A 13,167-nucleotide genomic window follows, 5' to 3' on the forward strand; every position below is an offset into this window, starting at 1 on the left:
ATGAAAAAAGATATTAAGAAATTTATTGAAACACGTTCTATGCCGTCACTGGTTGAGCAGCGTAACAATTTATTAGATGAAATGGACAATTTACTAAAGGGTGCCAAAGAAGAAACACGCGCACTAACTGATCAAGAATCGACTCGTTTTGATGAAATTAAAAGCGAAATTGCAGGGCTTGATAAAACAATCGCTGCTTTGGATGAAGCACGTTCTTTGGACAAAAAATTACCTGCTAAACAAGCTGAACAACGTACACAAGAAGAAGCTGAAACACGCGCTTTCGAAAATTACATTCGTGGTGTGGTAGAGGAACGAGCAGATGTTAATTTAACTGTAGGGGCAAACGGTGCCGTAATTCCTTCCAGCATTGCAAATAAGATCATTCAAAAGGTATATGATATTTCACCAATCTATCAATTAGCAACTCGCTATAATATTGCTGGATCATTAAGTATTCCTTATTATGATGAATCTGCAGGAACAATCGAAATGGCTTATGCTGATGAATTTGTTGAATTGGAATCTACAAGTGGACGATTCACTTCAATTGAGTTAAAAGGCTTCTTAGCAGGTGCATTAAGTAAAGTGTCTAAGTCACTCGTTAATAATTCACAATTCGATCTTGTTTCATTTGTTGTAGCGAAAATGGCTGAATCAATCGCAAAATGGATTGAAAACCAATTATTAAACGGTACGCTAAATAAGATTTCTGGCCTTTCAACTGTAAAGCAATCTGTAACTGCTGCAGCTGCTACAGTATTAACAGCTGATGAATTGATTGATGTACAAGAAGAAGTACCTGATGCTTTCCAGGGCAATGCCATTTGGATCATGAATAAAACTACTCGTAAAGCAATTCGAAAATTGAAAGATGGACAAGGCAACTATCTATTAAACAAAGATGCCACAGCACGTTGGGGGTATACTTTACTAGGGAAAGATGTTTATACATCGGATAATATGTCAGGCATGGAAGCTGGAAAAACAGCAATTTACTACGGTGACATGTCAGGCCTTGCAGTAAAACTTTCTGAGAATGTTTCGATTGAAATTCTACGCGAAAAATATGCTACTCAACATGCAATTGGTGTTGTTGGCTGGATTGAAATTGATTCAAAGATTGAAAATGAACAGAAAATCTCTAAATTAGTGATGAAATCAGCGTAGGGGCTAAACTCTACGCTTCTTTTATTGGAGGTGACAGAATGAAAGTAAAAGCACGTGTAAGCTTTTCGGGTAGCGTCACAATGTCAAAAGGTGAAGTAAAAGTGCTACCAAAAAATGTGGCAGATGACTTGTTACAAGCTGGCCATGTAGAGGAAGTTGTTGCAAAAAAGCAGGTGAAAACTGATGCTGGTTAGCGAAATCACGCCTCATGAACTTGCTAAATATGCACGTGAGGATGAAACTGATCAAGATGTTATTTCTACATTCACACTTATTTTTTCAGCCGTAAAAGCTTATATAAAAGGCTACACAGGGTTATCAGATGAACAATTGGACACCAAAGAGGATATTTCAATAGCTGTATTTGTTCTTGCTAATGAAATGTATGAAAATCGCATCTTTACTGTGAAGGATAATAACGTAAATAAGGTTGTTCAATCTATTTTGGACATGCATTCTATTAATTTACTTTGAGGTGAGCATTATGAATCCTGGCGATTTAAAACACAAAATTGAAATCCTCACTAATCAAAAGACAAAAAATCAATTGAACGAAACTGTTTACGAATTTCTACCTGATAAAAAAATATGGGCAGCAATCATTCCGCAAACAGGCTCATTACAAAAGCAAGTTGCCGATACGATTTTAACGAATGTCACACATAAAATCATCGTGCGATACAACGCTGGCAAAGACATCACAAAGGATATGCGGATCAGATACAAAGGACATGAATTTGAAATTAAATATATTCTTAATCCCTATTTTCGCAATGAGACACTAGAAATCTTTGTCCAGGAGGTGTTGAAGTGAGCATTCAAATGAACGGTTTAACTGATTTTCAAAGAGATTTATTTAATGTCGCCACTAGGGAAGTGCCAAAGGAGGCACCAAAATTGATGCGTAAAATTGGCTCAAAGGCTAGGACAACTGTTGCTAAAAAATCTCGAAGTCTTGTAAAAAAGAAAACAGGAATTTATCACAAGAAGTGGAAACGAGGAAAAGTTTTTGTTGGTTATCATGGCGAACTTGTTGTTCGTGTTTATAATTCTTCACCACATGCGCACTTAGTGGAAGATGGCCATTGGATGGTAGACCATGAAGGCAATAAAACAGGTGATTTTGTACCAGGTAAAAAACCAATGGACAAAGGGATGCGAGAATTTGAGTCATCTGGTGACGTTGAGAAAGAGACGGTAAAATGGCTAGATGAATTGTTGAGGAAGAATAAATTATGATTACTTTTAAGCAAATTAAGGTAGCAATCAATGAGGAATTACAGTCAAACTTTATTGATATTGAAGTTTCTAGTAAATCAGCAAGCAAAGGTTTTACACGACCATCATTCAAAGTTGAATTAGATAATGTGAAGCGTGAGGGCTATTTAACACAAGTTAAAAAGTCTTGTACGGTTCGCATTTTTTATTTTCCTACAGATGAAAATGATAATGCGATTGAGTTGTTAGATGTTCAAGAAGCGTTAGGCAATTTATTTGATCTTAAATTTTCTGTAGGAGATCGCCATTTGGATATAGTCGAACCTAATTTCGATGAAATAGATGGTGTGTTGCAGTTTGAATTTGATCTCCAATTCTTTGATGGCCGTGAATATGGCGAAGGCAGTCCAGGTGGAAATATTGAAGATGAAATTAAAAACGGTAAAGATTTTTATGAAAAACATCCAATTGAGCTTATGGGCGAGTTGGATTATGAGGAAGGGGATTAAAGAATGGGCCTACCTGAAATAAATATCGAGTTTATTGGTAAAGCCGTTACAGCGATTAAGCGTAGTCAACTTGGGATTGTAGCATTGATTCTAAAAGATGATGTGCAAACAGCTGATACAGTAACATACAAAAGCATTGAAGAAGTAAAAACAGAACAGTGGTCACCTGAAAACTTAGATTACATTCAAAAAACTTTCATGGGGACACCAAGCAAAATTATTATTGAACGTTTACCGACAACTGCAGCAGATTACAACGCAGCCTTAACACGTTTAAATAATAAACGATTCAATTACTTGGCCATTCCAGGCATTGAAGATAAAGACACAACAACTATTTCTACCTGGATAAAAACAAAGCGTGAAAATGACAAGAAAACGTTCAAAGCAGTATTGCCAAACAGTGAGGCAGATCATGAAGGAATCATTAATTTCACTACAACTGGAATCAAAGTCGGTGAAAAAGATTATACGACTGCAGAGTATACAGCACGAATTGCTGGCATCTTAGCTGGACTGCCATTTACAAGATCAGCTACTTACTATGAGTTGAATGAAATTGACTCTTTTACAGAAATTGAAGATCCCGATAAGGCCGTTGATGATGGAGAACTTATACTTATTAATGATGGGGAAAACATCAAAATTGGTCGTGGTGTGAACAGTTTGACAACAACAACAGGTAAGAAAACGGAGGACTTTAAATCAATCCGTATCATGGAAGTACAGGATATGATAAAAGACGATATTCGGACAACATTTAATAAGCACTATATTGGTAAACACAATAATATCTACGATAATCAAGTTTTGTTTTTACGATCAGTTAATGCTTATTTTGATGGTTTAGAAGGTGAAGAAATCCTTGATCCAAATTATGATAATAAATCAGAAATTAATGTCCGAAAACAACGTTTGGCGTGGGAAGGCATCGGAGTAGATACGTCAGAGTGGGATGACCAAAAAGTAAAAGAAATGTCCTTTAAACGTAATGTGTTTGTAGGGGGCAATATTAAAATTGTGGATGCTATTGAGGATTTAGATATGGATATTGCGATTTAAGGAGGGATTGACACATGGGTAAATTAAAATCTAATCGCGTTATTAACGGCACATTTGGCAGCGTATGGGTCAACAATGAAAAATGGCTTGATGTTGAGGAATTTGAGGCTAAAGTGACAATTGATTATGAAGATGTAAACATGGCCGAAGATTTGGCCACGCATAAGAAAATGACAGGCTGGACAGGCGAAGGTAATTTGAAAGTTAAAAAGGTATACAGCCGTGGATCAGGATTATTAGCAGAGGCAGTTAAAAAAGGCAGTATTCCTGATATTAACATGGTGGGTAAATTAGCTGATCCTGACGCATTTGGTACTGAACGTATCGCTATTAATGAAGTTACATTTAGTGAATTTATGCTTTTACAGTTCGCTCAAAAAACAATTGGTTCAGAGGAATTACCATTTAGTTTTGCAGATTATGATCTTATTGATTCAATTACAGCTTAAAATATCGGAGGGAAATTAGAATGAGTGAAACAACTAAAAAACGATTAACAGTTACAGATCTGATGAAGGAAAAGGAAAAATTCCAAACAAAAAATGACGAGGTCGCAGTAGTTTTTGTTGAGCGTTTAAACGCAGAAGTCGTTATTCGAAAACCTGAAAAATCGTTATGTGTTGACGCCTTACGAATGAATCGCGATAAAAACAATGATACAGATGCCGATGTGTACATGGTGTATAACACTATGACTGAACCTGACTTGAAGAATAAGGAACTACAAAAGGAATACGGCTGTGTGTTACCTACTGATATTGTAGAAAAAATCTTTGAACCAGGAGAAATAGCAAGTCTATCAGAAATGGCATTTGATTTAGCTAAGTACAAAGATGGCGGCGTTACAATTATAAAAAACTAATTAATAGTGATGATGATTTTTATTTTCTTCATCACTATGTTCAAAAGGGTCGTAAGTTAGATGAATTGCTAAATTTACCTTATGACGAAAAGTTGTTCATGACAGCAAGCTTAGATAAGGAACTAGAGGAAAGAAACAAATATTTAAAAGCTGGAGCGATGGTAACAGTACCGTTCTAGCTTTTTTTCTTTTGTAAAAAGGCGGTGAGGAATTGGGAAGAAGGGTAATATCAGCTGTTCTCACATTGCAAGATCGCGATTTTTCTAGTAATTTAAGGCGCGCTAGTGATCGAGCTGATGATTTTGGACGAGGCGTTGCAAGAGTGGGCAATCAAATACAACGCTTTGGACAAGGAGCAGCAAGAGTTTTTAAAACAGTAGCAATGGGCGCAGGTGCTTTGGGTGCAACTGGAATCGCTGCATTTGGCGCAAGTGTTGCAAAGTCGATAGTTGATACTGATGGAGCGTTTAAGCGTTTAGAAGCTCGCACAGGAGCAACAGGAGCCGAATTAAAAGGGCTTGAAAATGTGGCCAAAGATGTATTCAAAGCAGGTTTTGGTGAAAACATGGATCAGGTTGCTGATGATGTTTCTACTTTAAGTGCTATGTTTAAGAATTTAAAGGGAGATTCATTAACAGAGGTAGCCAAAGGAGCTGCAACCATTTCACAAGCTTGGGGTGCTGAATCAAAAGAAGTCGGAAAAACTGTTAAATCTATGACAGGTAACTTCAAAGGTCTGAGTGAAACAAAGGCACTTGATTTAATGACTCATGCCTTTCAAAAAACAGGCGATTACTCAGATGATTTACTTGATACGTTTAATGAGTATAGCGTCCATTTTAGCAAGCTTGGATTGTCTGCAGAAGAATTTACAGGCATTTTAATTTCGGGCGCTGAAAACGGAGCCTGGAACATGGATAAAGTCGGGGACGCTGTGAAAGAGTTTGGTATCCGCGCAATCGATGGCTCAAAAGGAACAAAGGAAGGTTTTGCAGCTATTGGATTAAATGCCGATGAAATGGCCGAGAAATTTACTGCTGGTGGAGAAACAGCAAACAATGCTTTTGCTGCTACTATTGCAGGTTTAGCAGCTATGAAAAATCCTGTTGAACAAAATGCTGCAGGCGTTGCGCTTTTTGGGACCATGTGGGAGGATTTGCGCGAAGATGTAGTTTTATCGATGGCAGATAGCGCTAAATCTGTACAAGGTTTCGAAGGAGCAACAGGACGAGCAGCCGATGCTCTACAAAGTAGCTTTAAATCGAAATTAACACAATCATGGCGAGATCTGCAGGTCGGTATAGCTGATGTTGTAAACGGAGCAGGAGCGCAAGAGTTTTTACAGGGCGTTGCTCAAAAAGCTGATGAATTGGTGCCTAAAATTCAGGGAATTGTACAAAAAGCTTTCGAGTTTGGTAATACAGTCCGTGATAATTGGGGGCCAATTAAAGAAACGCTTATTGGTGTCGGAACAGCTGTAGGCGTTGTAGCTGTTGGTATGGGAGCTTTAAAGGTGATTACCACAGTAACAACCATGGTACAGGGCTTTAAGACAGCAATGGGACTAGCAACAGCTGGACAATGGGCCATGAATACAGCAATGCTTGCCAGTCCTTTAACATGGGTAGTCGTTGGGATAGCTGCAGTAGTAGCAGCAGGTGTCTTGTTATATCGAAATTGGGATACAGTCAAAGCAGCTGCAGGAAGCTTGTGGGAGAAAACAAAAGAGGTATTCGGAGGTATTTATGATTGGGCTGCCCAAAAGATTCAGCCAGTAACAGGCTTTTTCAAAGGACTTTATGATAAGTTTATAGGCTTTAAAAATGCCATTAGCAACTTCCAACCGCCTGAATGGGTTTCGAAAATAGGTGGAGTTATTGGAAAAGCTGCAGGTGCCGTTGGTAAATTCGTTTCAGGATCACATGCCGATGGGTTAAACAGAGTGCCATACGATGGGTACATTGCAGAATTACACAAAGACGAAATGGTTATACCTGCTCGACAATCTGAAAGGATTCGTGCTGCAGGTGGATCAATCGATAATGTGGATCAAATGGTGCAACCATCACCAGGAGTAGTAGCAACGCCTACACCTGCAGGAAGTACACCACAACCAACAGCTTCAAATACTGGCGGTGTACAGGTTATTATTCAGAACTTGAATGCTAAAGGCGTAACAGCAATGGAAGTAGCCGATGAACTTGTGCCATTATTACAATTGCGATTGGCTAATTTATAGGAGGTTGAACAAATGGACATTTTTCTAAGTACGATGGATCGTAAACAAATTATTCAACTTCCTATAGTGCCAGCTGAATTTAAAATACCTAGTCCTGTAAGTAATGAAGTTTTCACTACGATTAATCAAGGTGACATTAAATTGCTTGGTCGTAGAGGGTTGAAATCTCTTACGATTGATTCTTTTTTTCCTTCAAAGGTGTATCCATTTTCACGAAACAATAAATATTTTGGGTGGGAGTATTACGAGATCATTGAGGGTTGGATAGACAAACGAATGCCAATTCGATTAATCATGTCAAACACACCTATTAATATGCTCATGACAATCGAAAACTTTGAGGCAGGACTTCAAGACGGTTCAGGGGATGTTTATTATTCGCTGGCCCTATCAGAGTTTAAAGAGATCATTTTAGAAACAAAGAAGGTGAAATAATGGCTCATGAATTATGGCTAATTAAAGGTGGTACCATGACGAATATTACGCCTTTGCTTGGCACATTAACCTGGCGTAGCAACATGGAGGAATTAGGGGACGAAATTAATTTTAGTATCGCTTTTACTGATACAAATTACTTCCCTGTGAATCCATGTGATATTGGTGATATGGTGGCCCTTTACAATAACGGCAAGGAAATAACACGCGCTATTATTGTGGACGAGCTGAAAAATGGAAGATCACCAATTGCATACGTTGCCTTTGATTATGCCTTTTATCTAAACAAATCGAATGCAGTTTATCAATTTAATAAGCTATCTGCAGATGCTTGTATCAAGAAGATCGCCAAAGACTTCAATATCCAAGTTGGTAAGATCGTATCTATTCCAAAACCTATCGATCAAATATACAACGATAAAAAGGTAAGTGAAATTATAAAAGACATTCTTACTATTGCAGAACAGTCATTAGGTGTTAAATACCTCATGGAAATGCGCCAGGGCAAGCTATACATCGAAAAGCAAGGTGATGTCGTTGTAACAGGCACATTTCAATTGTATGAAGGTGGCCCAAAGTACAACATTCATTCAGCTCTTATGAATCCTTCTAAAAGACGCAGCATTACAGAAATGGCCAATACAATCCAGGTTGTCGGAAACAATGACAAAGTAGTTTTAACCAAGTCTGATAATAAAATGGCTGAGAAATATGGTCGTATTACTAAAGTTGTGAAGCTAGATCAGAATGAAAAGAAAAGTGCTAAACAGGTGGCTGAAAATGAATTAAAGCAGCTGTCAAAAGTGTCAGAAGAAAATAGTGTTGAATTGATGGGCCATGATGATTTTAGAGCAGGTCGATTGTTTAAATTAGAGGAACCAACTACAGGCATTAAAGGTACATTTTTAATTAAGGATGTATTGCACACGATTAGTAAAGGCATTCACACCATGAAGCCTACATTAGAGGTGAAGTAAAATGGATTCAATAACAACTTTAGCTAAGATACTTAAAGATAAAGAAAATCCTAAACCTGTATCAATGTCTACTGGAATTGTTATTTCTCCACCGCCTAATGCTCAAATACGGTTAAATGATACAGTCATTCTTGGTAATAACCGATTAGTTTTTGCGGCACATGTCCTTGAAGATTATGAACGTGAAATAGAGCTAGAAGGTGATATTCGGATTACAGATAGCCCTTTTCAAACTTTTGAAGCTAAAGAAGTAAAATCTAAAACAAAGGACACGCTCAAAGAAGGTGACGAAGTAATTCTGTTACCAACTGCAGATGAACAGCTGTATTTTGTTGTAGGTAAGGCGGTGAGATTCGAATAATGTTACCTAAAATCACGCAACTAGAATTTGATACACAGGAAATTAAAACGGACTTGCCACCACTAGGTAAGTCTTTTTTGTATGACTTTGATAAAGGCGATTTTGTATTCAGGAATGGAAAAATGGTTGAAGTTCATGGACTTGAAACATTGAAGCAATGGATCTTAAAAGTGTTAAAGACTGAGCGCTTTCGCTTTAGGATTTACAAAGATATTCCTTATGGTGTGACATTGGAGGATTTAATAGGTTCTAGTCTGCCACGCGCCTTTATTGAAGCAGAAATAAAACGAGAAGTCACAGCGTCCTTAATGGAACATACCCACATTCAAGAAATTCAGGAATGGCAGTTTAACCATGATGGAAAGTGGATGCGGATAAAATTTAGAGTCGTCACGGTAGAAGGAGCATTCGAAATTGACGAGCCAATAAAGAAGGTGGCACCGTAGATGGAAGATGAGAAGATTATTCATGATCGGATGATTACCAATATAAGCGATGATTACGACAAGTCAAAAGGTAATTTTGTTTATGACATTACAAAGCCAGTGGCCGTAGAATTTGCCGAACAACAAAAAAAGATTGCTGCAGTACAAGAAAAGTTAGATGTTGAAAAATTAACAGGTGACGAATTAACAAGAACAGTTTATCAGCGGACAGGTGTTAGCCGTAAACCTGCTACACAAGCAACAACTACGGTCATTGTTTCGGGTACAGCTGGAACACTTGTAAAAGTGGGTGAGCTAGTTGGTACTGACACAATTTTATACACAGTCATTGAAGAAGCCATTCTTAATGAAAGTGGGTTCGCTCATGTTCGGGTGCAATGTAATGAGTTCGGCCAAATAGGAAACGTGCCAGCAAACACCATTGTAAATTTCCCTGCATCTATTAATGGCCTTGTGAATGTGTATAATCCTGATCCTGTCGTTGATGGCTATGACGAGGAAACAGATAACGATTTGCGCCAGCGCTATTATGATAAGCTACAGCGTCCAGGCAAAGCAGGTAACAAGTATCATTATCGAGAATGGGCGTTAGAAGTGACAGGCGTAGGGGATGCAAAAATATTCCCTCGCTATAATGGTCCATTATCAATGAAAGTAGTTGTAATCGATGCGAATAAATTACCTGCTAATGTCGAATTAATCGAAGCTGTAAGGGACCACATCGAAGAAGAAATGCCTTTTGGGGTGGATGATCTGCTTATAATTTCTGCAGAAGCATTGCTGATTGATCTATCAGTTGCCCTTTCATTGATGCCTGGTTATACAGAGGAAGTAGTCAAAGCGAATATTAAAAAGAACATTACGAAGCACTTAAAAGAAATAGCCTTTAGAACATCATTCGTGAGCTATGCAAAGGTTGGGGCGCTCATTATTGAAAGTGATGGTGTTTTAGATTATCAGAATCTATTAATCAATGGATCAACTGCTAACGTGGTTATTCCTGATGATGGGGTGCCAGTTATGGGAGGTGTTAATGAATGAATCACATGACAGTGTATTTAAAAAATAAGGTTCTAACGGACAATTTAAGGACAACGCCAGTCTTTGTCGCATTGTTCAATGGTGATGTGGAAGTAACTGCAGCTAGCTATTCGCGTCAATCTGCAAGCTTTACAACGCCAACGGATGGCCAAACATCCAACAACGCTGATATTCTGTTTCCTATTGCTGCAGAATCTTGGGGGGATATAACCCACATTGGGATTCTTGATGCAAAAACAGGAGGAAATTTGCTATTTAAGTCGCAAGCAGAATTCACAAAAAACATCGATGTATCCAGCCAATACAAGATCCCTAAAAACTATTTAATTGTCCGTTTAAGGTAGGTGAGGGCAAATGCATGCAATACCGCAGTCTGAGTGGGGCCAAGTATCAGTCTTTACGTGGGGAGAGCTAACAGCGCACCAATGGGAATGTTTTCGACTTGCGTTAATGATTACTGAAACAGAACTGCAGGGGCAAGGTGTTTCCATTGCTTCAACAGGTGCAACAAACGAGGTAATTACTGAGCAGTTATCGCAAGGCGTAAAGGTGGTACAATCACCTATTATCATGCAGACAAGAGCTGAAATGATTACAAGTATTGTTGTTTCCACAAAAGATTATCTATCCGACATGATGAAGTATTTGCCGTTGTATGAGCGTAAATCAAACGTCTTTAGAACGATCCTCACGACTGATGATCGGGAGCTAAGAAATACAGAGCAACAGCTTGAAATTGTGAACCGCAACATTTTTATCGATACCGCCATTGAAGCCCTACCTATTTATGAACGTGATTTAGGTATTAAACCAAATAGCAAATTACGCTACGATCAACGCAGGGAACAAATATCATCACGAAATCGCGCAAGCTTTGACCAAACAACCGAAGAAACAATTAAGGCTGTAGCAGCTGCATATAGCAATGGTGAAGTAGAAATAAATACAACTAATACACCTGGCGTATATGAAATCAAATTTATTGGAACGAAGGGCATTCCTGATAATCTGAGTGGCCTTATGCAAGCAATAGATATTATTGTGCCAGCTCATTTAGAGTTTGGATATGCTTATACTTTCAATGTTTGGGACTTTGTAAAAAATCGTACCTGGGGAAGTGTAAGCAATTTAACTTGGGATGATATTAGAGTATGGGATGGAGTGATCTAATGAAATATACACCAAATTTAAATTTAAAACAGCCTGAGTTAACTGAAAATGTTTTAATAACAGATATTAATGAGAATATGGATGTCTTAGATGCTGCAGTAAATGAATTACAACAAGGCACAAAGGAAATTCCTGATTTAGAGACAGAGGATAAAACATTAGGTGGAGCCATTAATGAGGTAAAGAATGACATGAAAAGCCATGTAATCGATCCAATGCCTCACATGTTTGTTGATAATGGCAAAACGTATAGATGGGGATTTAGGACAGTAAATGGTGAGCCTCAGATTATTAGCGAGGAAGTGATTTAATGAACATTATTGATTTAGCAACTAAATCTATGCAAACGGCAATTAAGGCTGTTGTAGATACAATCAAAACAACTACTGATGCCACTAAAACAGGCGTGGATAACTTGAATGTAAAACAAGATACTGTTCTGGAAAAAATACAAAATGGTGAGTTGAAAAGAAATGTTGCCATCTTTGATAAACCTGGCACTTATACATGGACCTGTCCTGAAGGTGTTGAAGAAATTAGACTAACAATGTTTGCAGGTGGTGGTAGTGGAAGTATTATTTTATCAGGAAGTGGCGGAGGAACTTATGCGCTAGGAGGAGGGGGAGGATCATATGTTGATAACCGATATATAAAAGTAGTTCCTGGTACAACATATCAATTGATCGTAGGTCCTGGTGGAGTACCAGCCTCTTATGTTGGTGGAGGTTCTGGGGTGAATGGAAACACTGGCGGTGCTTCATCTGCTTTTGGATTGATATGTAATGGTGGTTCAGGCGGTTATGCCCATTCTGCCACGTGGAGCACTGTTCCACAAGCGTATGGTAATAGCCCGCTGTGTAACAAGGGTACAACGAATACTATGAATGGCACATCGACTACTATAGCAGATATATATGCATTGTCTAATACAAACTTCGGACAGGGTGGATCAAGTACTTCACAATTATCAGGAGGAGGTGCTGGTTTTGGAGATGGTGGTAATGGTGGAGATGGAGCGCAAGTAGAATCGAAACCCATTGGTTATGGTGCTGGTAGTGGAGCTATTACAGGAAACCTTAATATTGCTATTAGTACGAGAAAAGGCGGGGACGGCATCATTATTATTGAATACTAAGGAGCGATAGAAAATGAAAAAATTCGTTCAAATCGTAGCTAACAAAGCATACTGGATTTTTGAGGCAGAAGAACTTCCACCTTATCCTAATCAGGGGGATTTTATCGAGATTACAGGGCGTAATGATATTCAGGAAGGATGGGATTACAACAGTGAAACAGGCGAATTTACACCGCCAGTTGTACCTGATCCAACACCAGTAGAAACACCGCCATCAGTTGAGGAAATGCAGGCTCAAACACTTATCAATACAGAATACTTAATTGCCATGAATGAAATGGGCATCCAGGGAGGGACAGTATAATGAAGGTATATGACTTATGTAAATTTTTAATTGATCGCAACCGTTACAGTTATGACGATATGTTAAAGAAAGTGAATGTATTCTACGCCAACAATCAGCTGGCAGATGAAGAATATACGCAGCTATTAACAGATATGGACGCACAGAAAACGCAGGCATAAGCCTAGCGTTATTTTTTTGAAACCTTTTCCAATTCTATTCGTAAATTAGGTATATCAAAGTAGAATGGGAGAGGTTT

21 protein-coding genes are annotated in these 13,167 nt (G+C 38.3%); all 21 read left to right on the top strand.

Features of this window, described 5'->3' with window-relative positions:
* The 21 genes from PSR12_RS02475 to PSR12_RS02575 all read left to right on the top strand — a co-directional run bounded on the left by PSR12_RS02475 (position 1) and on the right by PSR12_RS02575 (position 13,090).
* Positions 1 to 1,170, top strand: coding sequence for a phage major capsid protein (locus PSR12_RS02475; RefSeq protein WP_274771426.1), 1,170 nt, complete (start codon positions 1 to 3; stop codon positions 1,168 to 1,170).
* Positions 1,171 to 1,208: 38 nt separating this feature from the next.
* Positions 1,209 to 1,364: a hypothetical protein gene (locus tag PSR12_RS02480; RefSeq protein ID WP_274771428.1), complete on the top strand. Its 156-nt coding sequence runs from the start codon at positions 1,209 to 1,211 to the stop codon at positions 1,362 to 1,364.
* Complete coding sequence (locus PSR12_RS02485) at positions 1,354 to 1,644, top strand: head-tail connector protein (RefSeq protein ID WP_274771429.1); 291 nt, start codon at positions 1,354 to 1,356, stop codon at positions 1,642 to 1,644. Before PSR12_RS02480 ends, PSR12_RS02485 begins: the two co-directional genes overlap by 11 nt.
* Before the next feature lie 10 nt (positions 1,645 to 1,654).
* Positions 1,655 to 1,984, top strand: coding sequence for a phage head closure protein (locus tag PSR12_RS02490; RefSeq protein ID WP_274771431.1), 330 nt, complete (start codon positions 1,655 to 1,657; stop codon positions 1,982 to 1,984).
* On the top strand, positions 1,981 to 2,409 hold the full coding sequence (locus PSR12_RS02495; RefSeq protein ID WP_274771433.1) for an HK97 gp10 family phage protein: 429 nt from the start codon (positions 1,981 to 1,983) through the stop codon (positions 2,407 to 2,409). The genes PSR12_RS02490 and PSR12_RS02495 overlap by 4 nt, the downstream gene beginning before the upstream one ends.
* Complete coding sequence (locus PSR12_RS02500; protein WP_274771435.1) at positions 2,406 to 2,897, top strand: phage tail terminator family protein; 492 nt, start codon at positions 2,406 to 2,408, stop codon at positions 2,895 to 2,897. Before PSR12_RS02495 ends, PSR12_RS02500 begins: the two co-directional genes overlap by 4 nt.
* A gap of 3 nt (positions 2,898 to 2,900) precedes the next feature.
* Positions 2,901 to 3,959, top strand: a complete 1,059-nt coding sequence (locus PSR12_RS02505) for a phage tail sheath subtilisin-like domain-containing protein (RefSeq protein ID WP_274771437.1) — start codon at positions 2,901 to 2,903, stop codon at positions 3,957 to 3,959.
* Positions 3,960 to 3,973: 14 nt separating this feature from the next.
* The gene (locus PSR12_RS02510) at positions 3,974 to 4,408 is read left to right on the top strand and encodes a phage tail tube protein (protein ID WP_274771439.1); all 435 of its coding nucleotides are present in this window, start codon (positions 3,974 to 3,976) and stop codon (positions 4,406 to 4,408) included.
* Between the two features lie 20 nt (positions 4,409 to 4,428).
* Positions 4,429 to 4,821 carry a phage tail assembly chaperone gene (locus tag PSR12_RS02515; RefSeq protein ID WP_274771440.1) on the top strand — a complete coding sequence of 131 codons (393 nt, stop codon included), beginning with the start codon at positions 4,429 to 4,431 and terminating at the stop codon, positions 4,819 to 4,821.
* A gap of 211 nt (positions 4,822 to 5,032) precedes the next feature.
* Positions 5,033 to 7,060 carry a phage tail tape measure protein gene (locus PSR12_RS02520; protein ID WP_274771441.1) on the top strand — a complete coding sequence of 676 codons (2,028 nt, stop codon included), beginning with the start codon at positions 5,033 to 5,035 and terminating at the stop codon, positions 7,058 to 7,060.
* Between the two features lie 12 nt (positions 7,061 to 7,072).
* Entirely contained in the window at positions 7,073 to 7,495 is a 423-nt protein-coding gene (locus tag PSR12_RS02525; protein WP_274771442.1) for a hypothetical protein, read from the top strand.
* Positions 7,495 to 8,472 carry an XkdQ/YqbQ family protein gene (locus tag PSR12_RS02530; RefSeq protein WP_274771443.1) on the top strand — a complete coding sequence of 326 codons (978 nt, stop codon included), beginning with the start codon at positions 7,495 to 7,497 and terminating at the stop codon, positions 8,470 to 8,472. The genes PSR12_RS02525 and PSR12_RS02530 overlap by 1 nt, the downstream gene beginning before the upstream one ends.
* A gap of 1 nt (position 8,473) precedes the next feature.
* The gene (locus PSR12_RS02535) at positions 8,474 to 8,833 is read left to right on the top strand and encodes a DUF2577 domain-containing protein (protein WP_274771445.1); all 360 of its coding nucleotides are present in this window, start codon (positions 8,474 to 8,476) and stop codon (positions 8,831 to 8,833) included.
* Positions 8,833 to 9,279, top strand: coding sequence for a DUF2634 domain-containing protein (locus PSR12_RS02540; protein ID WP_274771447.1), 447 nt, complete (start codon positions 8,833 to 8,835; stop codon positions 9,277 to 9,279). Before PSR12_RS02535 ends, PSR12_RS02540 begins: the two co-directional genes overlap by 1 nt.
* Positions 9,280 to 10,320: a baseplate J/gp47 family protein gene (locus PSR12_RS02545; RefSeq protein ID WP_274771448.1), complete on the top strand. Its 1,041-nt coding sequence runs from the start codon at positions 9,280 to 9,282 to the stop codon at positions 10,318 to 10,320.
* Positions 10,317 to 10,664 carry a phage tail fiber protein gene (locus tag PSR12_RS02550; RefSeq protein ID WP_274771449.1) on the top strand — a complete coding sequence of 116 codons (348 nt, stop codon included), beginning with the start codon at positions 10,317 to 10,319 and terminating at the stop codon, positions 10,662 to 10,664. Before PSR12_RS02545 ends, PSR12_RS02550 begins: the two co-directional genes overlap by 4 nt.
* Positions 10,665 to 10,674: 10 nt before the next feature.
* Positions 10,675 to 11,490, top strand: coding sequence for a putative phage tail protein (locus PSR12_RS02555; protein ID WP_274771450.1), 816 nt, complete (start codon positions 10,675 to 10,677; stop codon positions 11,488 to 11,490).
* Complete coding sequence (locus PSR12_RS02560) at positions 11,490 to 11,801, top strand: hypothetical protein (RefSeq protein ID WP_274771451.1); 312 nt, start codon at positions 11,490 to 11,492, stop codon at positions 11,799 to 11,801. Before PSR12_RS02555 ends, PSR12_RS02560 begins: the two co-directional genes overlap by 1 nt.
* Positions 11,801 to 12,625, top strand: coding sequence for a glycine-rich domain-containing protein (locus PSR12_RS02565; protein WP_274771452.1), 825 nt, complete (start codon positions 11,801 to 11,803; stop codon positions 12,623 to 12,625). Before PSR12_RS02560 ends, PSR12_RS02565 begins: the two co-directional genes overlap by 1 nt.
* A 13-nt stretch (positions 12,626 to 12,638) precedes the next feature.
* Entirely contained in the window at positions 12,639 to 12,929 is a 291-nt protein-coding gene (locus PSR12_RS02570; RefSeq protein WP_274771453.1) for a hypothetical protein, read from the top strand.
* A complete protein-coding gene (locus PSR12_RS02575) occupies positions 12,929 to 13,090 on the top strand; it encodes a hypothetical protein (protein ID WP_274771455.1) in 162 nt (53 codons plus the stop codon). The genes PSR12_RS02570 and PSR12_RS02575 overlap by 1 nt, the downstream gene beginning before the upstream one ends.
* Positions 13,091 to 13,167 lie beyond the last annotated feature (77 nt).

This window comes from Lysinibacillus sp. G01H (assembly GCF_028872195.1).
In the GTDB taxonomy this organism is placed as follows: Bacteria; Bacillota; Bacilli; order Bacillales_A; family Planococcaceae; genus Lysinibacillus; species Lysinibacillus capsici.